The 17844-nt window shown below is 66.9% G+C and carries 25 protein-coding genes; 7 read left to right on the forward strand and 18 right to left on the reverse strand.

Annotated elements, in window-relative coordinates:
* Positions 1–44 precede the first annotated feature (44 nt).
* The gene (locus tag ACP150_RS11900) at positions 45–1187 is read left to right on the forward strand and encodes an MFS transporter (RefSeq protein ID WP_424966853.1); all 1143 of its coding nucleotides are present in this window, start codon (positions 45–47) and stop codon (positions 1185–1187) included.
* Here the strand turns inward: ACP150_RS11900 and ACP150_RS11905 are convergent.
* Both ACP150_RS11905 and ACP150_RS11910 read right to left on the reverse strand, forming a co-directional pair.
* A complete protein-coding gene (locus ACP150_RS11905) occupies positions 1184–2446 on the reverse strand; it encodes a vWA domain-containing protein (protein ID WP_424966854.1) in 1263 nt (420 codons plus the stop codon). The genes ACP150_RS11900 and ACP150_RS11905 overlap by 4 nt on opposite strands.
* A 98-nt stretch (positions 2447–2544) precedes the next feature.
* Entirely contained in the window at positions 2545–3456 is a 912-nt protein-coding gene (locus ACP150_RS11910) for an AAA family ATPase (protein ID WP_424966855.1), read from the reverse strand.
* Between the two features lie 157 nt (positions 3457–3613).
* Between ACP150_RS11910 and ACP150_RS11915 the strand changes: the two genes are divergently transcribed.
* Together ACP150_RS11915 and ACP150_RS11920 are read left to right on the forward strand one after the other, a co-directional pair.
* Positions 3614–4834, forward strand: coding sequence for an acyl-CoA dehydrogenase (locus ACP150_RS11915; protein ID WP_424966856.1), 1221 nt, complete (start codon positions 3614–3616; stop codon positions 4832–4834).
* Positions 4835–5449 carry a hypothetical protein gene (locus ACP150_RS11920; RefSeq protein WP_424966857.1) on the forward strand — a complete coding sequence of 205 codons (615 nt, stop codon included), beginning with the start codon at positions 4835–4837 and terminating at the stop codon, positions 5447–5449. It begins immediately after the preceding gene.
* Positions 5450–5542: 93 nt separating this feature from the next.
* Here the strand turns inward: ACP150_RS11920 and ACP150_RS11925 are convergent, their stop codons facing one another.
* Positions 5543–6136 (reverse strand): TetR/AcrR family transcriptional regulator, encoded by a 594-nt coding sequence (locus ACP150_RS11925; protein ID WP_424966859.1) that lies wholly within the window; start codon positions 6134–6136, stop codon positions 5543–5545.
* A 159-nt stretch (positions 6137–6295) separates the two neighbouring features.
* Between ACP150_RS11925 and ACP150_RS11930 the strand changes: the two genes are divergently transcribed.
* The 3 genes from ACP150_RS11930 to speB all read left to right on the forward strand — a co-directional run bounded on the left by ACP150_RS11930 (position 6296) and on the right by speB (position 8523).
* On the forward strand, positions 6296–6862 hold the full coding sequence (locus ACP150_RS11930) for a carboxymuconolactone decarboxylase family protein (protein WP_424966860.1): 567 nt from the start codon (positions 6296–6298) through the stop codon (positions 6860–6862).
* A 78-nt stretch (positions 6863–6940) separates the two neighbouring features.
* Positions 6941–7567, forward strand: coding sequence for a LysE family translocator (locus ACP150_RS11935; RefSeq protein WP_424966963.1), 627 nt, complete (start codon positions 6941–6943; stop codon positions 7565–7567).
* Complete coding sequence (gene speB / locus ACP150_RS11940; protein WP_424966861.1) at positions 7564–8523, forward strand: agmatinase; 960 nt, start codon at positions 7564–7566, stop codon at positions 8521–8523. Before ACP150_RS11935 ends, speB begins: the two co-directional genes overlap by 4 nt.
* 32 nt (positions 8524–8555) lie before the next feature.
* Here the strand turns inward: speB and ACP150_RS11945 are convergent, their stop codons facing one another.
* The 7 genes from ACP150_RS11945 to ACP150_RS11975 form a co-directional block, all read right to left on the reverse strand.
* Positions 8556–8942 (reverse strand): DUF4345 domain-containing protein, encoded by a 387-nt coding sequence (locus ACP150_RS11945; RefSeq protein ID WP_424966862.1) that lies wholly within the window; start codon positions 8940–8942, stop codon positions 8556–8558.
* Positions 8943–9196: 254 nt separating this feature from the next.
* Positions 9197–9805 carry an urease accessory protein UreG gene (gene ureG / locus ACP150_RS11950; RefSeq protein ID WP_424966863.1) on the reverse strand — a complete coding sequence of 203 codons (609 nt, stop codon included), beginning with the start codon at positions 9803–9805 and terminating at the stop codon, positions 9197–9199.
* Positions 9798–10187, reverse strand: a complete 390-nt coding sequence (locus ACP150_RS11955; RefSeq protein WP_424966864.1) for a carboxymuconolactone decarboxylase family protein — start codon at positions 10185–10187, stop codon at positions 9798–9800. Before ACP150_RS11955 ends, ureG begins: the two co-directional genes overlap by 8 nt.
* Positions 10184–10837, reverse strand: coding sequence for an urease accessory protein UreF (locus ACP150_RS11960; protein ID WP_424966964.1), 654 nt, complete (start codon positions 10835–10837; stop codon positions 10184–10186). The genes ACP150_RS11955 and ACP150_RS11960 overlap by 4 nt, the downstream gene beginning before the upstream one ends.
* Positions 10830–11378, reverse strand: a complete 549-nt coding sequence (locus ACP150_RS11965; protein ID WP_424966865.1) for an urease accessory protein UreE — start codon at positions 11376–11378, stop codon at positions 10830–10832. The genes ACP150_RS11960 and ACP150_RS11965 overlap by 8 nt, the downstream gene beginning before the upstream one ends.
* Positions 11341–11610 carry a hypothetical protein gene (locus tag ACP150_RS11970; protein WP_424966866.1) on the reverse strand — a complete coding sequence of 90 codons (270 nt, stop codon included), beginning with the start codon at positions 11608–11610 and terminating at the stop codon, positions 11341–11343. Before ACP150_RS11970 ends, ACP150_RS11965 begins: the two co-directional genes overlap by 38 nt.
* A 132-nt stretch (positions 11611–11742) precedes the next feature.
* Positions 11743–11949: a hypothetical protein gene (locus ACP150_RS11975; protein WP_424966867.1), complete on the reverse strand. Its 207-nt coding sequence runs from the start codon at positions 11947–11949 to the stop codon at positions 11743–11745.
* Positions 11950–12155: 206 nt separating this feature from the next.
* On the opposite strand from ACP150_RS11975, the gene ACP150_RS11980 reads away from it, so the two are divergent.
* Entirely contained in the window at positions 12156–12545 is a 390-nt protein-coding gene (locus ACP150_RS11980) for a hypothetical protein (RefSeq protein WP_424966869.1), read from the forward strand.
* 15 nt (positions 12546–12560) lie between these two features.
* Here the strand turns inward: ACP150_RS11980 and ACP150_RS11985 are convergent, their stop codons facing one another.
* The 8 genes from ACP150_RS11985 to ACP150_RS12020 all read right to left on the reverse strand — a co-directional run bounded on the left by ACP150_RS11985 (position 12561) and on the right by ACP150_RS12020 (position 17767).
* Complete coding sequence (locus ACP150_RS11985; RefSeq protein ID WP_424966871.1) at positions 12561–12788, reverse strand: hypothetical protein; 228 nt, start codon at positions 12786–12788, stop codon at positions 12561–12563.
* A gap of 196 nt (positions 12789–12984) precedes the next feature.
* Positions 12985–14694: an urease subunit alpha gene (gene ureC, locus ACP150_RS11990; protein WP_424966872.1), complete on the reverse strand. Its 1710-nt coding sequence runs from the start codon at positions 14692–14694 to the stop codon at positions 12985–12987.
* Between the two features lie 152 nt (positions 14695–14846).
* Positions 14847–15164 (reverse strand): hypothetical protein, encoded by a 318-nt coding sequence (locus tag ACP150_RS11995; protein WP_424966873.1) that lies wholly within the window; start codon positions 15162–15164, stop codon positions 14847–14849.
* Positions 15165–15274: 110 nt separating this feature from the next.
* Positions 15275–16087, reverse strand: coding sequence for a hypothetical protein (locus ACP150_RS12000; RefSeq protein ID WP_424966874.1), 813 nt, complete (start codon positions 16085–16087; stop codon positions 15275–15277).
* Entirely contained in the window at positions 16087–16392 is a 306-nt protein-coding gene (locus ACP150_RS12005) for an urease subunit beta (protein ID WP_424966875.1), read from the reverse strand. Before ACP150_RS12005 ends, ACP150_RS12000 begins: the two co-directional genes overlap by 1 nt.
* Positions 16389–16517 carry a hypothetical protein gene (locus tag ACP150_RS12010; RefSeq protein ID WP_424966876.1) on the reverse strand — a complete coding sequence of 43 codons (129 nt, stop codon included), beginning with the start codon at positions 16515–16517 and terminating at the stop codon, positions 16389–16391. Before ACP150_RS12010 ends, ACP150_RS12005 begins: the two co-directional genes overlap by 4 nt.
* 17 nt (positions 16518–16534) lie before the next feature.
* Positions 16535–16837: an urease subunit gamma gene (locus tag ACP150_RS12015; RefSeq protein WP_424966877.1), complete on the reverse strand. Its 303-nt coding sequence runs from the start codon at positions 16835–16837 to the stop codon at positions 16535–16537.
* Positions 16838–16936: 99 nt separating this feature from the next.
* Positions 16937–17767: an urease accessory protein UreD gene (locus tag ACP150_RS12020; RefSeq protein WP_424966878.1), complete on the reverse strand. Its 831-nt coding sequence runs from the start codon at positions 17765–17767 to the stop codon at positions 16937–16939.
* Positions 17768–17844 lie beyond the last annotated feature (77 nt).

Below are 17844 nucleotides of genomic sequence, written 5' to 3' on the forward strand. Positions count from 1 at the left end.
GCGAAAGCGGAGATGATCGCCGGATCCCCGGAACGAGTGGCGCAATGGATCCCCGACTTTTCTACCTGACCCTCGGCAATGTGGTGATCGGCACCGGCACGATGGTGATGTCCGGCATTCTCGACCCGATCGCCGCGGATCTGGGGATCACCGTCTCCGCCGCCGGACAGGTCACCACGGTCTATGCCCTTGCCTTCGCGCTCGGCGCGCCGGTGATGGCAACGCTGACCGGGCGGTTTGACCGGTCCAAGGTGCTGGCCGCGGGCTTGCTGCTCTTTGCGGTGGCGAGCCTTCTCAGCGCGCTGGCCCCGACTTACGAGGTGCTTATGGCCGCTCGGATGCTGGGCGGGCTGGCGGCGGCGATCTTTTCGCCCACGGCGGTGGCCGTCGCGGCAAGTCTCGTGCCGCCCGCACAGCGCGGCCGCGCCATCGCGCTTGTCTTTGGCGGCATGACCATCGCCAGCGTCTTTGGCGTGCCCCTCGGCACATGGGTCGGGCTGGCGCTTGGCTGGCGCGAGATGCTTGCGGGGCTGAGCGTTGCGAGCCTCGGGGCCGTGCTGGCGCTGTGGTGGGGCGTGCCCAAGGGCCTGATGCTGCCGCCGGCGAGCCTTGCGCGGTGGGGCGCGGCGCTGCGCCAGTCCAGTGTCGGTCTGCTCCTTAGCGTGACCGCCTTCCAGATCGGGGGATGCTTCGTGCTCTTTGCCTTTTTCGGACCCTATCTGAGCGGGGTGACCGGGCTGGCGACCGAGGGGATCGCCGGGATGCTCTTTGTCTTCGGGCTGGCCAGCCTGATCGGGAATTTCGCCGCAGGCTGGGCGGTGGACCGGTTCGGCGCGGGCCGCGTGACCCATGGGGCGGTGGCGCTGACGGCGCTGAGCCTGCTGGCGCTCATGGGCACGGCGGGTCAGCCCGTGGCAGCGGGGCTGGCGATCATTCTCTGGGGGGCGACGGTCTTTGGCATCAACACGGCCCAGCAGGCCAGACTGGTGGAGGCGGCCCCGGACTATGCGACGGTGATCCTGCCGGCGAATTCCTCGATCCTCTTTGCCGGTCAAGCGCTCGGGGCGGCCCTGGGCGGGGTCGTGGTGGCCTGGGGCGGGCTGGCCGTGCTGCCGCTGGTGGGCGGGCTGGTGGTACTGGTGGCTCTCGGCCTGTCCCTTAGGGCGGCAGCGCTGCGCCCGGCTTAGGCCGCGCGCATCATCGCCATGAGGCGCGCCTTCTCGCCCTGATCATCCTCGCGCGAGATCGCTTCCGAGAGGGCCTGCAGCGAAGCGATGTTGTGGCCCGCGCGGAAGCTGTCCACATGGGGCAGCATCGCCATGATCCCCGCCGCCTTGGGCGCGAACCCGTCCCAGCGCAGGAGCGGGTTGATCCAGATGAGCTTGCGCGCCGAGAGGTGCAGGCGGGTCATCTCGAATTCAAGCGCGCCCGGATCGTCCCTGTCGAGCCCATCGGTGATCAGAAGCACCACCGAGCCCGTGCCCAGCACCCGGCGCGACCAGTCGTGGTTGAACTCCTTGAGGCAGGCGCCGATCCGCGTGCCCCCTTCCCAGTCTTGCGCCTCGGCCCCGGCGGCAGCGAGGGCCGCATCCACGTCGCGCTGATGCAGGTGGCGGGTGATGTTGGTCAACCGTGTGCCGAAGGTGAAGGCATGGACCTTGGCCCAGCCCGCCCCTTTGGCGTTGCTGACCGCATGCAGGAAGTGGAGCACGGCGCGGGAATACTGGGACATGGAGCCCGAGATATCGCAGAGACAGACCAGATTGGGCCAGCGGATACGCGGGGCCTTGGTGGCCAGATGGTGGATCTCGCCGCCCTTGCGCATGGCCTCGCGCATGGTGCGCTGCCAATCGGCGCGCGCCCCGAACGGGTCGGCCTTGGTCCGGCGCGACCGCAGGGGTTTCACCGGCAGGCTGAGCTGGGCGATCAGGCGCTTGGCCTCGGCCATTTCCGAATTCGACATTTGCTCGAAATCGAGGGTCTGGAGCCGTTCCTGGCTCGACATGGTGCGGGAGGCGTCGATCTCGATCTCGGTGCCCTCATCCTCCATCTCGGGCATGTCCGGCAGGTCGCGATCCACCCCATCGAGCAACGCCTCGGCGGCGCGTTTCTCGGCGGCCTTGGCCTTGCGTTCCTCGGCGACGCCGCGGACCATGGGCGTCAGGAAGGACATCATCTGTTCCATGTAGCGCGGGTCGCGCCAGTAGAGCCGAAAGACCTGGTGGAAGACCGCGCGCTGCTCGGGGCGCGAGACGAAGCAGGCCTGCAGGGTGAAGTAGAAATCCCGCTGGTTCGTGAAACCCGCCGCCTGCACCGCCTTGACAGCGTCGATCACCCGACCCGGCCCTACCGGGAGCCCCGCCGCCCGCAGGGCCCGGGCGAAATAGGTGATGTTATGGCCCAGCTTGGGATCATCGGGCAGGTCGAGATCAAGGAATTCCGCCATGGATCAGGGGTCCGTCCGCGCGGCACGGCGGGGGGCTGCCTGCCCCCCGTGCCCCCCGGGGATATTTCCGGACTTAAGATGGGCGGGGCGCAGGTCTGTCATGCGGGGGCCAATTCGGCGCGGACCTCTTCAAGGATTTGTTTTGCGGCCGAGCCTTCGAGTTTCTGAATGTCGTCCTGGTATTTCAGGATCGCACCGAGCGTGTCTGCGATGACCTCGGGGCTGAGCTCCAGCACATCGAGGGCCAGCAGGCATTTCGCCCAGTCGATGGTTTCTGCCACGCCTGGTTTTTTGAAGAGATCCTCGGTGCGCAGGCGCTGGACAAAGGCCACGACTTCACGGCTGAGCGCTTCGGCGGCCTCGGGGGCGCGGGCCTGCAGGATGGCGATCTCGCGTTCGAATTCCGGGTAATCGACCCAGTGATAGAGGCAGCGGCGCTTCAGGGCGTCATGGACCTCGCGCGTGCGGTTCGAGGTGAGCACCACGAGGGGCGGCTCGGCGGCGGCGACGGTTCCCAGTTCGGGGATGGTCACCTGGTAATCCGACAGCGCCTCGAGCAGGAAGGCCTCGAAGGGTTCATCCGTGCGGTCGATCTCGTCGATCAGCAGGACCGGCGCGCCGCCCTCTTGCGGGCGCATGGCTTCGAGCAGCGGGCGCTCGATGAGGTATTCGTCGGAAAAGAGCTCGGTCTGGAGCGCTTGTCGGTCCGCGCCGCCCGCAGCCTCCGCTGTGCGGATCGCGACCATCTGGGCCGGGAAGTTCCATTCATAGACCGCCGAGGAGGCATCGAGCCCCTCATAGCATTGCAGCCGGATCAGGCGCTTGCCGAGGGCTGCGGCCATGGCCTTGGCGATTTCGGTCTTGCCCACGCCCGCCTCGCCCTCGAGAAAGATCGGGCGGCCCAGGGTGGTGGCCAGAAAGACCACGGTCGCGAGAGGGCGGCCACAGACATAGTTCTGGGTGCCCAGCACCTCCTGCACATGGTCGATACTGGTGAATGCTTTGCTCATCGGCTCCTCCGTTGCCCTCACCCTGCATGGCCGCCCCCCGGGGTCAAGCCCGCCTAAAGGCGGAGACGGCCCGACGCGCACTGCGGCGCCGCGCCGCGCTTTGATGGACGCCCGCGCCCCGGCGCGCTATGTTCCCGCCGAGGCGCAGGAGGATGCAATGAACGTCACGACCCCGATCACCCAGAAGGACGCCCCGGACCTGTCGCGGTTCGATTGGGCAGACCCGTTGCGGCTGGAAGATCAGCTCAGCGAAGAGGAGCGCATGCTGCGCGACGGGGCCGCGGCCTTTGCGGCGGACAAGCTCGCACCGCGCATCATCGACGCCTATCGCGAGGCCACGGTAGCGCCCGAGATTTTTGCCGAAATGGGCGCGGCGGGCCTGCTCGGTGTGACCGTGCCCGAGGCCTATGGCGGGCTCGGGGGGTCCTATGTGGCCTACGGCCTTGTCGCGCGCGAGATCGAACGGATCGACAGCGGCTATCGCTCGATGATGTCCGTGCAATCCTCGCTCGTGATGTACCCGATCTATGCCTATGGAACGGAAGAGCAGCGGCAGAAATACCTGCCCGGGCTGGCGGCCGGGACGCTGATCGGCTGCTTCGGGCTGACCGAACCCGATGCGGGCTCGGACCCGGCGGGCATGAAGACCCGCGCGGAAAAGACCGCCACGGGATACAAGCTGACCGGGTCCAAGATGTGGATCTCGAACGCGCCCATCGCCGATGTCTTCGTAGTCTGGGCCAAGTCCGAGGCCCATGGCGGCAAGATCCGGGGTTTCGTGCTCGACAAGGGCATGGCCGGGCTGAGCGCGCCCAAGGTGGGCGGCAAGCTGAGCTTGCGCGCCTCGGTGACCGGCGAGATCGTCATGGACGGAGTCGAGCTGGGCGAAGATGCGCTCCTGCCCGGGGTTGAGGGGCTCAAAGGTCCGTTCGGCTGTCTGAACCGCGCGCGCTATGGCATCGGCTGGGGCGTGATGGGCGCGTCGGAATTCTGCTGGCACGCGGCGCGGCAATACGGGCTCGACCGGCACCAGTTCAAACGCCCCCTCGCCCAGACCCAGCTTTTCCAGAAGAAGCTTGCCGATATGCAGACCGAGATCGCCCTTGGCCTGCAAACGGCCCTGCGCGTCGGCCGCCTGATGGATGAGGGGCGTGCCGCGCCCGAGATGATCAGCCTGCTGAAGCGCAACAATTGCGGCAAGGCGCTGGAGATGGCGCGGATGGCCCGGGACATGCATGGCGGCAACGGGATCTCGGAAGAGTTTCAGGTCATGCGCCATATGGTGAACCTCGAGACGGTGAACACCTATGAAGGCACCCATGACGTGCATGCGCTGATCCTCGGCCGGGCCCAGACGGGCCTGCAGGCGTTCTTCTAGGTGGATCCGGACGCCCGTTACGTCACCATTTTTGACTGCGCGCTTCTCGAGACCGAGGAGGCGCGCGCGCGCCTGTGGCGGGGCCCCCTTGATCCGGACCCGATCGTGGTGCGGATCACGGCGGTGCCGCTTTTTCTGACATCGCCCTTCGAGCTGGGCACGGGTGCGCAGTACCTGCTGCGCCCGCTGGACCGCACGGGCCAGCCGATCGCGCTGGATCCGGAGTTCACTGCGCGCACCGGGATCACCGAGACGATGATCGCCCGTCAGAGCATGAATGTGCCCGAGGCCCTCTTGGCCCTCGACCGGCTGAGCGGTGGCGGGCGGCTCTTGTCCTGGGGCAAGGATGAGCTGCACCTGATGGCCATCGGGTGCTATGCGGCGGGGTTCAAACCTCCGATCCCGGTGGGGCGGTTCGGCAGCGCGGCCGCGTTGCTGCACAAGGCCGGGATTGCGCTGGAGCGGATCCATGGGACCGAGCCGCGCGGAATCGCCGAGCTCTGCGATGTGCCGCCGGCCCCGACGGACGCAGATACCGCCACATGCATCGCCCGCGGCCTGCAGGGCCTTCTGCGGCGCGAGATGCTATCCCCCCGTGATGTTCTGAAAGGCTGACGCGCGCCGCCCGGCCCTGATCCACGCTTTGAGGCGGCGCGGGTCCAGCGGATCGGGACCGGCCAAGCCCGCGTCACGAGGTGCCCGAAGGGGTCAGGCGCGCACCCGCAACTCGGCGATCCGGTCGGCAAAGGCATGGGCAAGCTGCGCGACCGCCTTGGCACTGTCAGAGCGCTGCGCATAGGCGCGCAGGCCCACGATCTCGGCCTGATAGCGTTGCCCGAGGGTGGTCGGATCGCTTTCGCCTGCGATCTCGCCCAGATCCCGTGCCTCGGCAAAGGCGGTGATGAACATCGCCTCGGTCTCGGCCATCAGCGTCTCGGCCTGGGCGCGCAGGGCCGGCACATCCGCGGTCTCGAGGATCGTCTTGACCAGCATGCAGGCCCGGGCCGGTCCCGTGCGACTGCACAGATCCGCGAAGTTGCGCATATGGGTCTCGAGCGCGGCCAGCGGCCCCATCTCGGCGCGCAACTCGGCAAAGCCGCCCTGCCCGCTCTCGGCATACCGCTCCAGCGTGAGCCCATAGAGGGTCTCCTTGTTCTGAAACGCGGCATAGATCGAGCCCGGGCGCATATCCAGCGCGGCCTCAAGATCCTTGAGCGAGGTCCCGTGATAGCCCTTGGCCCAGAAAAGATCGCGCGCCCGGTCAAGGGTCGCGGCGCGGTCATGGGAAGGGCGGCGGGCCATGTCAGGTCCTTTGTGCAAAGCGGGTCCGGTTACGTTCTAGCCCAGCCTCGGGGCGAGGCCAGATGACGTTTGAGTGATCGCTCAAATATATTCTTGAACGATCACTCAAGAAAGGTATGTCTTGTCGCATCAACCCATACCGCCACGAGAGAGGCTGCCATGACCGATTTTACTCTGCACGACCTGGACACCGCCCCGGATGCCAGCAAACCCCTGCTGGAAACCTCCCTGAAGAATTTCGGGCGGATCCCCGGCCTGCACGCGGTCATGTCCGAAAGCCCCAAGACCTTCGAAGCGTACCAGCTGCTCCACAAGCTCTTCACCGAGACCACCTTCGACGCGGATGAGCTGACGGTGATCTGGCAGAGCATCAATGTAGAGCATGCGTGCCATTACTGCGTGCCCGCCCATACGGGCATCGCGAAGATGATGAAGGTCGATGACGCGATCACCGAGGCCCTGCGCAATGAGACGCCCCTGCCGACGCCGCGGCTCGAGGCGCTGCGGGATTTCACCCTGACCATGGTGCGCAGCCGGGGCAACGCGACCGAGGCCGAGGTGCAGGCCTTCCTCGATGCCGGCTTCACCCGCGAGCAGGTGCTCGAGGTCGTGCTGGGGATCGCGCAAAAGGTGATGTCCAACTACATCAACCATCTGGCCGACACGCCGGTGGATCAGGTGATGCAGAAATTCGCTTGGACCAAGGCCTCGCCCGAAGCCGCCTAAGCCCTTGATCCTGCCGGGGCGGGCCTCCTAGGGTGTGCAGACACTTTCGGAGACCCGCCCCCCATGTCCCTCTCTATCATGCCGGTCGAAACCTGGCTGGCCTTCGTGGTCGCCTCGACCCTCCTGCTGCTGATCCCCGGCCCGACCATCCTGCTGGTGCTGAGCTATGCCCTGAGCCAGGGCCGCCGCGTGGCCGTGAGCACCGCAGCCGGGGTTGCCCTCGGCGATCTGATTGCCATGAGCGCCTCGCTCGCCGGGCTCGGCACGTTGGTGATGACCTCTGCCACGCTCTTCACGGCCCTGAAATGGGTCGGCGCGCTCTATCTTGTCTGGCTCGGGATCAAGCTTCTGCGCAGCCCGCCCTCCGCGGGGCTCGAGGCCGGGGTGCCAGCGCAGGCCAGCCCGCGAGAGACCTTCCTGCACGCGACCACGGTCACCGCGCTGAACCCCAAGAGCATCGCGTTCTTCATCGCCTTCGTGCCGCAATTCGTGAATGCTCAGGCGCCGCTCCTGCCGCAATTCGCGCTGCTGACCGGGACATTCGTGACCCTCGCAACGCTGAACGCATTGGCCTATGCCCTTTTGGCTGACCGGCTGCGGGCGCAGATCCGGCGCCCCTCGACCCTGCGCTGGCTGACCCGTGCCGGGGGTGGCACGCTGATCGGGATGGGGGCGCTGACGGCAACCGCGCAGCGTGCCGCATGAGCGATCCGTTCTTTCATCCGGTATCGGGGACCGAGCTGCCGCGCTATGCCGGGGCACCGAGCTTCATGCGCCTGCCGGTGGTGACACCGGATCATCCGCGCTTTGCCGAGGTCGAGATCGGCCTGATCGGCACGCCCTGGGATGGCGGCACCACGAACCGGCCCGGCGCGCGACACGGGCCGCGACAGATCCGCGACATGTCGACGATGATCCGAGCCCAGCACGGGGCGACGGGCGTGGCCCCGTTCCGTCTGGCGAATTGCGCCGATCTGGGGGATGTGGCCCCGAACCCCGCCGGGCTCGAAGACAGCATGGCGCGGATCACGGCCTTTTACCGTGATATTGTGGCCGCCGGGATCCGCCCCCTGACCGGGGGCGGCGATCACCTGTGCACCCTGCCGATCCTGCGGGCGCTGGGGGCGGAGGGTCCGCTGGGCCTGATCCAGTTCGACAGCCATACGGATCTCTTCGACACGTATTTCGGCGGGACGAAATTCACCCATGGCACCCCGTTCCGGCGCGCCATCGAAGAGGGGCTGATCGATCCGGTGCGCACGGTGCAGATCGGGATCCGAGGCACCGCCTATGGCACCGAGGATCGCGACTATGCCCGCGATGTCGGGATCACCATCATCCCGATCGAGGCGTTTTTCGAGCGGGGCATTGCCCATGTGATGGATGAGGCGCGCGAGATCGTCGGCGCGGCCCCGACCTATGTCACCTATGACATTGATTTCGTGGACCCGGCCTTTGCGCCCGGAACCGGGACGCCCGAGGTGGGTGGGCCGACCTCTTATCAGGCGCTGCAGGTGGCGCGGGCTTTGCGCGGGCTGAATATCATCGGCGCGGATCTCGTCGAGGTGGCGCCGCCTTTTGATGCGAGCGGGGCGACGGCCTATCTCGGCGCGTCGCTGATGTTCGAGATGCTGTGCCACATGGCCGAAGGGCCGCTTTGACCCATTGCGATCCCGGCGCGCCTGCGCCGGGCTCAGCGGTCGGTCAGCAATTTCCACCCCAAGGCGCAGAAGCCAAGTTCCAGAAACAGATAGATCAACAGAAGCGGATGCGGCAGACCATCCAGCAAGAGGCTGAGCGCCCGGCCCGCCGCCAGCCCGCCCATGAAGATCACAAGGCTCCAGAGCGCGGGGATGCGCAGGTCCGGCTTGCGAGCGCCCATGAGCCAGAAGAGCGCCAATGCCAGATAAAGGCCCATCACCGCGCGAAAGATATGCCGCGTGTTCGCGGCCGAAGCATCGATCCCGAACATCCACGGCAGCGTGACATTGGGTGCGGCGCCGTAGCCCAAGGCAATCGGGGTGAGCCCCACCGCGGCCAATGTCAGGAAAGCCGGTTGAAATCGCGCGAGGGTGCTCATGGGTCAACTCCGTTCTGGTGCGGGATCCCGTGACGCAGCCTTGCGCCAACGCACCCAGCGTCCAGCCCTACATCATGGGGGCCGGGCCCGTAAATGCGCGCGCACCCCCAACCGACCCGCTCTCGGAGGACCACGCAGCCGGTTTAGGACGCTGCGCAGCGATCACGCGGCGCAGGAGCGGCCACCATGACGTGTCACGATCACCGCACGTCAGCACCCGGCCTGCAACCCGTCTTGCACGCCCACCTGGCCGGTCAGAGCCCGCCCTCGGTCTCAAGAAAGGAGACGATCTCGGGCACGCCCTGCCCGGATTTCAGCGCCGCCATCACGAAGGGTCGTGGCCCGCGCGCCGCCTGTGCGTCGCTCTGCAGCAGGTTCCGATCCACGCCCACATAGGGCGCGAGATCCGTCTTGTTGATCACAAGCAGATCCGAGCGCGTCAGCCCCGGTCCTTTCTTGCGCGGGATGTCCTGCCCCGCTGCCGTGTCGATCACGTAGATCGTCAGATCGGCCAGCTCGGGGCTGAAGGTCGCGGCGAGATTGTCTCCACCGCTCTCGATCAGGATCACGTCCAGATCCGCAAACCGCGCCCTGAGATCGGCCACCGCCGCGAGATTGATCGAGGCATCCTCGCGGATCGCCGTATGCGGGCAGCCCCCGGTCTCGACCCCGCGGATCCGCTCCAGCGGCAGGGCCTGCGCGCGCATCAGATACTCCGCATCCTCGGAGGTGTAGATATCATTGGTGATCACTGCGACCGAATACCGGTCACGCAGCGCCCGGCAGAGCTGTTCGGTCAGCGTGGTCTTGCCTGCCCCGACCGGCCCCCCGATCCCGACCCGCAGCGGTCCGTTCTCAGACATCCGCCCCGGCCTCCTCTTCCTCGGCAAAGACTTCAAGTGCCGCGTTCAGCGCGTTGATCGCGCTTGGAAATCCGCCATAAAGCGCCATCTGCCAGATCACCTCGCCGATCTCCTGCTGGCTCAGACCGGCCTTGCGCCCACCCGCGATATTCACCTTGAGCTGCGGCTTAGTCTGCCCGCCCAGAGCGGTCAGCGCCGCGATGGTCGCGATGTAGCGCTCGCGCAGGGGCAGCCCGGGCCGGGCATATTGCCGACCATAGGCGAAATCCACCACGCCCTCGGCCAGCCCCGGCACCAGATGGCCATAGCGAGCCTCCAGCGCGGCCTCCATGCCCGGGTTCAGCTCTTCTGAGAGTGTGCGTCCTGTCTCGGTCGTGGTCATGTGCGGAAAATCCTGACTTCTTGTGTTTCATGGCCCATGGCGGCGAGATCCCCGCGCAGGGCGCTTGTGGCGACCTCTTCCAGAGGCAGCGCCGCGAGACGGGTCGCTTCGGCAGAAATCGCGTCATGCAGCGCCTGCGACACGCGCTGCCCCTCGGTTTGCCCGAGCGGGATAAGGCGCACGGCCCCGGAAATCAGACCGCCCAGAAACGCCTGCAGGTAGAGCGCGACGACCTCCTCGGGCGGCAGGCCAAGGGACCGGGCCCGCGCCCCGACGGCAACGGGATAGGGCAGCGGCGAGAGCTGCTCGGGGCATAGCGCGTTGGTCGTCTGCACGAAGGCCGCGCCCTGATCCCGGGTCTCGGACCAACGCTCCGCCGAGGTCGCGAGCGCCTCGGCCGCCTCGGCCAAGACCTCCAACGGATCCCCTGCGGCCGCGCGGGCCACGAGCAGGCCGTCGGTCTGGCAGCTTCCGGCCATGAGCAGGCCTTCGAGCCAGATCCGCAGGCTGTCCGCATCGTGGATCTGCCCGGCGGTGATCGCCTGTTCGAGCCCGTGGGAATAGGCATAAGCGCTCACCGGAAAACCGGGGGAGAGCCATTGGGCAAGGCTCAACCGGCTTTGCAGGGCGCGCCCCACGCCATCAGTCATGGTTGTGCCCGTGGGAGTGACCATGGCTGTGTTCATGGCCGTGGTCGTGTGCGTGTTCGTGGCTGTGCCCGTGTTCATGGCTGTGGCTCTGCGTCTCCGCCGGTCCATGATCATGGCCCATGGTCCGGCCATGGCCATAGGCGCCGCCCTCGGGCGTGAAGGGCGCGGTCACCTCGGCGACCTCCGCCCCCAGGCCCCGCAGCATCCCCGCCAGCACATGGTCATGGCGAATGAACAGCGCATCCTCGGCGATTTGGCAGGGTGTGTGACGGTTGCCGATATGCCAGGCCAGCCGGATGAGATCGCCGGTCACGCGCAGCAGCGCCTCGGGCGCGGCCTGCACCGCGATCCGGGTGCCATCGGGGTGGTCGAACCCGTGCTCGGGACCGAGGCTGACCACTTCGGGCAGGTCCAGCACAAAGGCCCGCCCCCCCTCGGAGACGAGCCGCTTGCGCCGCAGGAACCGGCCCTCGTAATCGAGGCTCAGGCGATCGGTGGCCCCCTCAGCGCTGCTCAGGCGTGTGATCCGGGGCGCGCTCATGCCAGCCCCCATGGGGTCCGCTGAGCACTCTGGCACTGGCTTTCTGCCGCAGATGCCGCTTCAGACAGGCGCGGGTCAGCCCCATCCGCGCGAGATCGGTATCCGTCAGCGCGTTCAGGGCGGCAAACTCGGTCGCCATGGCATGGGCCGCGCGCAGCTCGGACCAGGCCTCCCGAAGACGCGAAAAGATCCCGCGCGTCGGGTGCAGAGATATCAGGAAATTCGAAACCATAGGATTGGGGATCTTTCGTGTTCGATCTTTCCTCCCGGGCGCATGCTATTGCATACAACCCATTCGGACAGCAAGCAGACGCTCCGCAACCCGGGATTGCACCGGGTGCAGAGCTGTCGGCGTGACGCGGGCTCAGGCCCGGGCGGCCAGCGCGCGCAGCAACGCGTCGCGGGTGGTGTCCATATCCTCGAGCTCTGCCGGGGTCAGGGCAAAGATGCGCTCGGCTTCGAGCTGCAACTCGTGCGCATGGGCGAGCCGGTTGGGCGCGGCCATCACGGCGTCGAAGATGGTGGTGGCCAGGCGCGAGACGGCCGGGCGGTCGAGAACGAGACTTGTCATTGGAAACCTCCGTGGAATGGGTCACGTGTTTCCTCCCTGTATCCCATGATATGCAATGGTGGACGGCGCTTGGGTAGGCCTGTCTCGGCAAGCCCGGGTTGCGCTCGGAGCATGACCCGCGCGGGTGGCGGCGCGGCGATCGTGGTTAACGCAATGTTCAGCGCGGCCGCGCAGATTGGTCGGGAGCCGCTGCCCGTGAGAACGACATGACCCGATCCCTGTTCGATGGACTGCCCCTGCCCGACCAGCTCGCCATGTTGCGCGCAAGGCTGCGGGCGTTGAAGGCCGAAGAGGCCACGCTGCGCGCGCAGATCCTGGCGGCGCAGGGCACCGGGGCGCTGCGCGGGTTGGCCTATGACATCCGCATCGTCCACAGCACCCAGCGCAGCATTCTGAAAGAGCGGCTCCCCCTCGAGATCCAGAGCAATCCACGCTTCTTTCGCCGGTCCGAGATTGCGCAGGTCCGGCTGGTGCAGCGGGCACATGTGCCCGCTGCGGACGCGCGAGATGCCAAACCGTCCGGGTCCTTGGGACACCAGCGGTCTGTGCACGCGGGTCCGCGCAGTCCGGCCTGCCGGACTGCGCCACCGCGCTAGCGGCCGCACAGGTCTCTACCGGTGAAACCGGTCGCGGAAGACATGGGCGGTGATCTGATCCCGTGCCACCCCAAGCTCGGCCAGCCGTGCATCGGACAGGGCATGGAGCCGCTTGAGCTCGCCAAGTCGCGGCGCCACCGCGCGTTCGGGGTTCACCCCCAAACCAAGCTCTGCGAAGAACAGATCGATCTGGCTCTGCACGGGATCGGGGCGCACCCCGGGGATCGAAAGATATACGGTCATTGTCAGCCTCTTGGTTGGGGGCCGCAACACGCCCCCTTCCTGCGACAATATAGCGCAATCCTCCCATGGATCCCGTCTCTCCGATCTGTTTCCTGGATCGTCTGCCGGGGACTGCCCGGTAATCCGGCACCGGGCCCGTGCTGCGCCCGTTCCCGACGCGCTTATGGTCCCCGCTTCTGCGCGCGTGGCGCATGGATCAGAACATGAAATACCGCTGGGCCAGCGGCAGTTCCGTCGCGGGCTCGCAGGTCAGCAACTCGCCATCCGCGCGCACCTCATAGGTCTCGGGATGCACCTCGACCTCGGGCGTGGCGTTGTTCAGCACCATGGAGGATTTCCCGATCTCGCGGCAGTTCTCGACCGCAAGCGTCTGCTTGGCGAGCCCGAGCCCCCCGCCGATCCCGGCGGCCTGCGCCGCCTGACTGACAAAGAGCACGGCCGAATTCTCAACCGAGCGGCCATAGGCGCCGAACATCGGTCGGGTATAGACCGGCTGCGGCGTCGGGATGGAGGCATTCGGATCGCCCATCTGGGCGCAGACGATCGTGCCGCCCATCAGAACCATCTCGGGCTTCACGCCGAAAAACGCCGGGCTCCAGAGGCACAGATCCGCCCGCTTGCCCACCTCGATCGAGCCGATATGGCTGCTGATCCCGTGGGCGATGGCCGGGTTGATCGTATATTTTGCCACGTAGCGGCGCACGCGCAGGTTGTCATTGTCGCCGGTCTCATCCGACAGACGCCCGCGCTGCTTCTTCATCTTGTCTGCCGTCTGCCAGGTGCGGATGATCACCTCACCCACCCGGCCCATGGCCTGACTGTCCGAGGCGATGATCGAAAACGCCCCCATATCATGGAGGATATCCTCGGCGGCGATGGTCTCCTTGCGGATCCGGCTCTCGGCGAAGGCCACGTCCTCGGGGATGGCCTTGTCCAGATGGTGGCAGACCATGAGCATGTCGAGATGCTCTTCAAGGGTGTTCACCGTGTAGGGCATGGTCGGGTTGGTGGAGCTGGGCAGGACATGCTCCTCGCCCACGACCTTCATGATGTCGGGCGCATGTCCTCCCCCCGCACCTTCGGTGTGGAAGGCATGGATCGTGCGGCCCTTCATGGCACCGATTGTATTCTCGACAAAGCCGCTCTCGTTCAGGGTGTCCGTGTGGATCATCACCTGCACGTCCATGTCGTCGGCCACGCTCAGGCAGCAATCGATGGCCCCGGGCGTGGTGCCCCAATCCTCGTGCAGCTTCATGGCGCAGGCCCCGGCCTCGACCATCTCGACCAGCGCGCCGGGCAGGCTCGCATTGCCCTTGCAGGACAGGCCGAAATTCATCGGGAAGGCGTCGAGCGACTGCAACATCCGCCCGATATGGAATGACCCGGGCGTGCAGGTCGTGGCCAACGTGCCATGGGCCGGACCGGTGCCGCCGCCGAGCATCGTGGTGACCCCGGAATGGAGCGCATCCTCGATCTGCTGCGGGCAGATGAAGTGGATATGGCTGTCAAACCCGCCCGCAGTGAGGATCCGTCCCTCGCCCGCAATCGCCTCGGTGCCCGGGCCGACGATGATGTCGACGCCGCTCTGCGTGTCGGGATTGCCGGCCTTGCCGATGGCCGCGATCACGCCGTCGCGCAGGCCCACATCGGCCTTGTAGATGCCCGTATGATCCACGATCAGCGCATTGGTGATGACGGTATCCACTGCGCCCTCGGCGCGGGTGGTCTGGGCTTGGCCCATCCCGTCGCGGATCACCTTGCCGCCGCCGAACTTCACCTCTTCCCCATAGGTGGTCAGGTCCCGCTCGACCTCAATGATCAGGTCCGTATCCGCGAGCCGCACCTTGTCGCCCGTCGTGGGACCATACATGTCAGCATAAGCGGCGCGAGAGATCTTGGCGGGCATGGGCAGTCCTTGGGTCAGTCGGTCTTGGATATCTGTTCTGCGGCAGTTTAGGCCCCCGGCCCGGAAATGCAGCAAGGAAGCGCATTTTCAGGCAATCCAACCGCCCCGGAGGCCGCGCGCCGCCCAAAAATCAGGCAGCGCACTCGGCGAATTCACTGCATCTTGCGGGGGCCGCGCTTGACCAGACGCTTGCGGTTCGCATTGGTCGCCTTGTTCAACCGCTTGATCGAGGCATCCATGACCTGTGCCGGGTCCTTGCCCTGCATCGCGGCCACGAGGCCATCACTGCCGGACTTGATGAAGACCTTGGGTTTCTCGGCCACCATCCGCCAGTTCTCGTCAAAGGGCGTGTTCCAGAACCCCGCCATGCCCATCATGCGGAGCATGATGACCGAGTTGGTCTCGAACCCCAGACGCCAGACATTCGCGCCGGTGCTGAGATAGTCGAACATGTTGGAGGTATGCTTCATGGGGGCTGCTTTCACTTGGGGCAGAGGCACTGACAATCACGGTCTCTGGTGGGGCAAGGCGCGGGCCCCGGGGGCCCATGCCGATCTTGGAACGGGGCTGCGCCCCGGGATTACGCCTTGCTGGGCGCGGGTTTGGTCGTCTTGGCCTTCGCCGCCGGCGTCTTGGCAGGGGCTGCCTTGGCCTCGGGCTTGGGCGTGGCTTCGGCCACCGTTTCCGGCATGGGCGCGAGGCTCACGGTCTTCTTGCGCGGCGTCCGGCGACGGGTGGGCTTCGGCGCGGCGCTGGCCTCGGTCTTGGCGGCGGCAGGAGCGGCCTTGGCGGCGGGTTTCGCCGCCGGTTTCGGCGCAGCTTTCGCAGCGGGCTTCGGCGCGGCTTTCGCAGCGGGCTTCGGCGCGGCTTTCGCAGCAGGCTTCGGTGCGGCTTTCGCAGCAGGCTTCGGCGCGGCCTTCGCGGCAGGTTTCGGCGCGGCTTCGGCAGCAGTCTTCGGTGCGGCCTTGGCAGCCGGCTTCGGCGCGGCCTTCGCAGCAGGCTTCGGCGCGGCCTTCGCGGCAGGCTTCGGTGCAGCCTTCGCGGCGGGCTTCGGCGCGGCTTTCGCGGCAGGCTTCGGCGCGGCCTTCGCGGCAGGCTTCGGTGCTGGCTTCAGCTTGGTCACCGTGGCGCTTTTGGCGGACGCTTTCGCGGGCATCTCCAGCGCTGTCGCCGCCATGGCGGCTGCTGCGGTCTTGGCAGCGGCCTGCGTGCCGGTCTTTGCGACCGGTGCCGAGGACTTGAGGATCTGCGTACGCAGGCTCACCGAGTTCGGCGAATAGACATTGGCCAGTTTGAAGGCGCTCTCGGCCATCTGCATCTGCATCTCGACAGACATCTGCCAGAATTTCATGCCGCTGGCCCAGAAGTCCATCGGCGTCCTAAGGTTGGTCATTACAGTGCTCCCATAATCCCCTGATTGAATCCGTAGATCTTGCGCGCCCCCCCGAACGGCACAAGCGTGATGTCGCGGGTTTGTCCGGGCTCAAACCGGACCGCCGTTCCCGCAGCGATATCGAGCCGCATCCCCCGCGCCGCATCCCGATCAAAGGAAAGCGCCGCGTTGGTCTCGGCAAAATGGTAATGGCTGCCCACCTGCACGGGGCGGTCACCGGTATTGGCCACGGTGAGGGTCAGCGCCTCGGCCTCGGCATTCAGTGTGATCTCGCCCTCGGCGGGCATGATTTCCCCCGGGATCATTGGCCTGCCCCCCCACCGCGACGATGCGGCGGTTCGGGACGTACGCGCACGGGCACGGGCCGGGCGGCAGGGGCCGGAAACAGGCGGTCGAGGGCGGCGCGCAGGCGGTCGATCAGATCTTGCATGGTCTCGTCTCCTCGGGTCATCGAATGGGGTGGTGGACAGTCACGAGTTTGGTGCCATCGGGAAAGGTCGCCTCGACCTGCACGTCATGGATCATCTCGGCGATGCCCGGCATGCATTGATCGGCACGCACCACGCTGGCCCCGGCCTGCATCAGGTCGGCGACACTGCGCCCGTCCCGTGCGCCTTCGACCACGTAATCCGTGATCAGCGCGATCGCCTCGGGGTGGTTCAGCTTGACGCCACGCTCCAGTCGCCCGCGCGCCACCATGGCGGCGAGGCTGATCAGCAGCTTGTCTTTCTCCCTAGGGGTGAGGTTCATGTCCTCTCCTCTCTCGTCTGTCGTCCTTCACATGGAGGCGCGGCCTCCGCCTCTCAAGCCCGTCCTGGCTTGGACAGGTCCCACGCGGCCATCCGCCGCTCATACCTGCCACACCCGGGGCATGGCGCGCCCCTCGCGCAAGAGCTCCAGCAGCGGCACAAGCGCCTGTTTCAAGGGCTGCGCATCCGCTGCCATGGCTCGGACAACAAGCTTGCCGTCCCAGGCCGAGGCGGCCCAATGCACACCCTCGGGCGCGAGCCGTCGCACCGCATCGCGGGCAGTCTCCGCTGCGGGGGACAGAAATACAACCGTCGAGATGGCGCGCGCGCCGTCCATGCCCACTGGATGGTTCAGTGCTTCGGGCGTAAGCGCAAAGGGCTCCCACAAAACCAGCCGCCCGTCGCGGCGGATCTGCCGGTCATCGCACATCGCGACCCGCGCCAGAGCCTCGCCCATAGCAGCGCGGCCAAAGACCAGCGTCTCAACCCAGAGGAGCGTGGCATTGCCCGCCATCTCGACGCGGGTCTCGCGGCGCGTGGCACTGCCGTCAAAGAGGATGGTCTCCTGGGGCAGCCAATCGAGCCGTCCGCCGGCCCCGACATTCAGCGCGACCCGGACCTCACCCACCCCTTCCGCCGCGCGATAGGCGCGTTCGGCGGTCTGGGTGGCGCCCGTGGCCCGGGCGCCGGGTGCGAGGTCGAGCCTGTAGGACAGCCGGTCGCCCCCGGTGATCCCTCCGGCCGTGTTCAGAAACACCACTTCGGGGTCCACGGAATGGGTCCGGGGCAGCATCGCCTTGGCACAGCCCTGCTGCGCCAGATCCCGGAGCCGCGTCTTGCCCGCCCCATCCACGCCCAGCGCCACGCGCGCCGCACCGACACTGCGCTGCAGGCGGGGGGACGGGGACATCTCGGGATCGTGGTCGAGCATAAAGGCTCCTTTCCCGGGCACCCTGCCCCGCCAGCCGCCGGGCTGCAATTCAACCCTATGCCGCAGCGCAGAAAGTT

The sequence above is a fragment of the Dinoroseobacter sp. S375 genome (assembly GCF_049800775.1).
Taxonomy (GTDB): Bacteria; Pseudomonadota; Alphaproteobacteria; order Rhodobacterales; family Rhodobacteraceae; genus Dinoroseobacter.

Coding starts and splice junctions, on each gene's coding strand:
- ACP150_RS11900 (WP_424966853.1), top strand. CDS start 45: ATGGATCCCCGACTTTTCTACCTGACCCTCGGCAATGTGGTGATCGGC.
- ACP150_RS11905 (WP_424966854.1), bottom strand. CDS start 2,446: ATGGCGGAATTCCTTGATCTCGACCTGCCCGATGATCCCAAGCTGGGC.
- ACP150_RS11910 (WP_424966855.1), bottom strand. CDS start 3,456: ATGAGCAAAGCATTCACCAGTATCGACCATGTGCAGGAGGTGCTGGGC.
- ACP150_RS11915 (WP_424966856.1), top strand. CDS start 3,614: ATGAACGTCACGACCCCGATCACCCAGAAGGACGCCCCGGACCTGTCG.
- ACP150_RS11925 (WP_424966859.1), bottom strand. CDS start 6,136: ATGGCCCGCCGCCCTTCCCATGACCGCGCCGCGACCCTTGACCGGGCG.
- ACP150_RS11930 (WP_424966860.1), top strand. CDS start 6,296: ATGACCGATTTTACTCTGCACGACCTGGACACCGCCCCGGATGCCAGC.
- ACP150_RS11935 (WP_424966963.1), top strand. CDS start 6,941: ATGCCGGTCGAAACCTGGCTGGCCTTCGTGGTCGCCTCGACCCTCCTG.
- speB (WP_424966861.1), top strand. CDS start 7,564: ATGAGCGATCCGTTCTTTCATCCGGTATCGGGGACCGAGCTGCCGCGC.
- ACP150_RS11945 (WP_424966862.1), bottom strand. CDS start 8,942: ATGAGCACCCTCGCGCGATTTCAACCGGCTTTCCTGACATTGGCCGCG.
- ureG (WP_424966863.1), bottom strand. CDS start 9,805: ATGTCTGAGAACGGACCGCTGCGGGTCGGGATCGGGGGGCCGGTCGGG.
- ACP150_RS11955 (WP_424966864.1), bottom strand. CDS start 10,187: ATGACCACGACCGAGACAGGACGCACACTCTCAGAAGAGCTGAACCCG.
- ACP150_RS11960 (WP_424966964.1), bottom strand. CDS start 10,837: ATGACTGATGGCGTGGGGCGCGCCCTGCAAAGCCGGTTGAGCCTTGCC.
- ACP150_RS11965 (WP_424966865.1), bottom strand. CDS start 11,378: ATGAGCGCGCCCCGGATCACACGCCTGAGCAGCGCTGAGGGGGCCACC.
- ACP150_RS11970 (WP_424966866.1), bottom strand. CDS start 11,610: ATGGTTTCGAATTTCCTGATATCTCTGCACCCGACGCGCGGGATCTTT.
- ACP150_RS11975 (WP_424966867.1), bottom strand. CDS start 11,949: ATGACAAGTCTCGTTCTCGACCGCCCGGCCGTCTCGCGCCTGGCCACC.
- ACP150_RS11980 (WP_424966869.1), top strand. CDS start 12,156: ATGACCCGATCCCTGTTCGATGGACTGCCCCTGCCCGACCAGCTCGCC.
- ACP150_RS11985 (WP_424966871.1), bottom strand. CDS start 12,788: ATGACCGTATATCTTTCGATCCCCGGGGTGCGCCCCGATCCCGTGCAG.
- ureC (WP_424966872.1), bottom strand. CDS start 14,694: ATGCCCGCCAAGATCTCTCGCGCCGCTTATGCTGACATGTATGGTCCC.
- ACP150_RS11995 (WP_424966873.1), bottom strand. CDS start 15,164: ATGAAGCATACCTCCAACATGTTCGACTATCTCAGCACCGGCGCGAAT.
- ACP150_RS12000 (WP_424966874.1), bottom strand. CDS start 16,087: ATGACCAACCTTAGGACGCCGATGGACTTCTGGGCCAGCGGCATGAAA.
- ACP150_RS12005 (WP_424966875.1), bottom strand. CDS start 16,392: ATGATCCCGGGGGAAATCATGCCCGCCGAGGGCGAGATCACACTGAAT.
- ACP150_RS12010 (WP_424966876.1), bottom strand. CDS start 16,517: ATGCAAGATCTGATCGACCGCCTGCGCGCCGCCCTCGACCGCCTGTTT.
- ACP150_RS12015 (WP_424966877.1), bottom strand. CDS start 16,837: ATGAACCTCACCCCTAGGGAGAAAGACAAGCTGCTGATCAGCCTCGCC.
- ACP150_RS12020 (WP_424966878.1), bottom strand. CDS start 17,767: ATGCTCGACCACGATCCCGAGATGTCCCCGTCCCCCCGCCTGCAGCGC.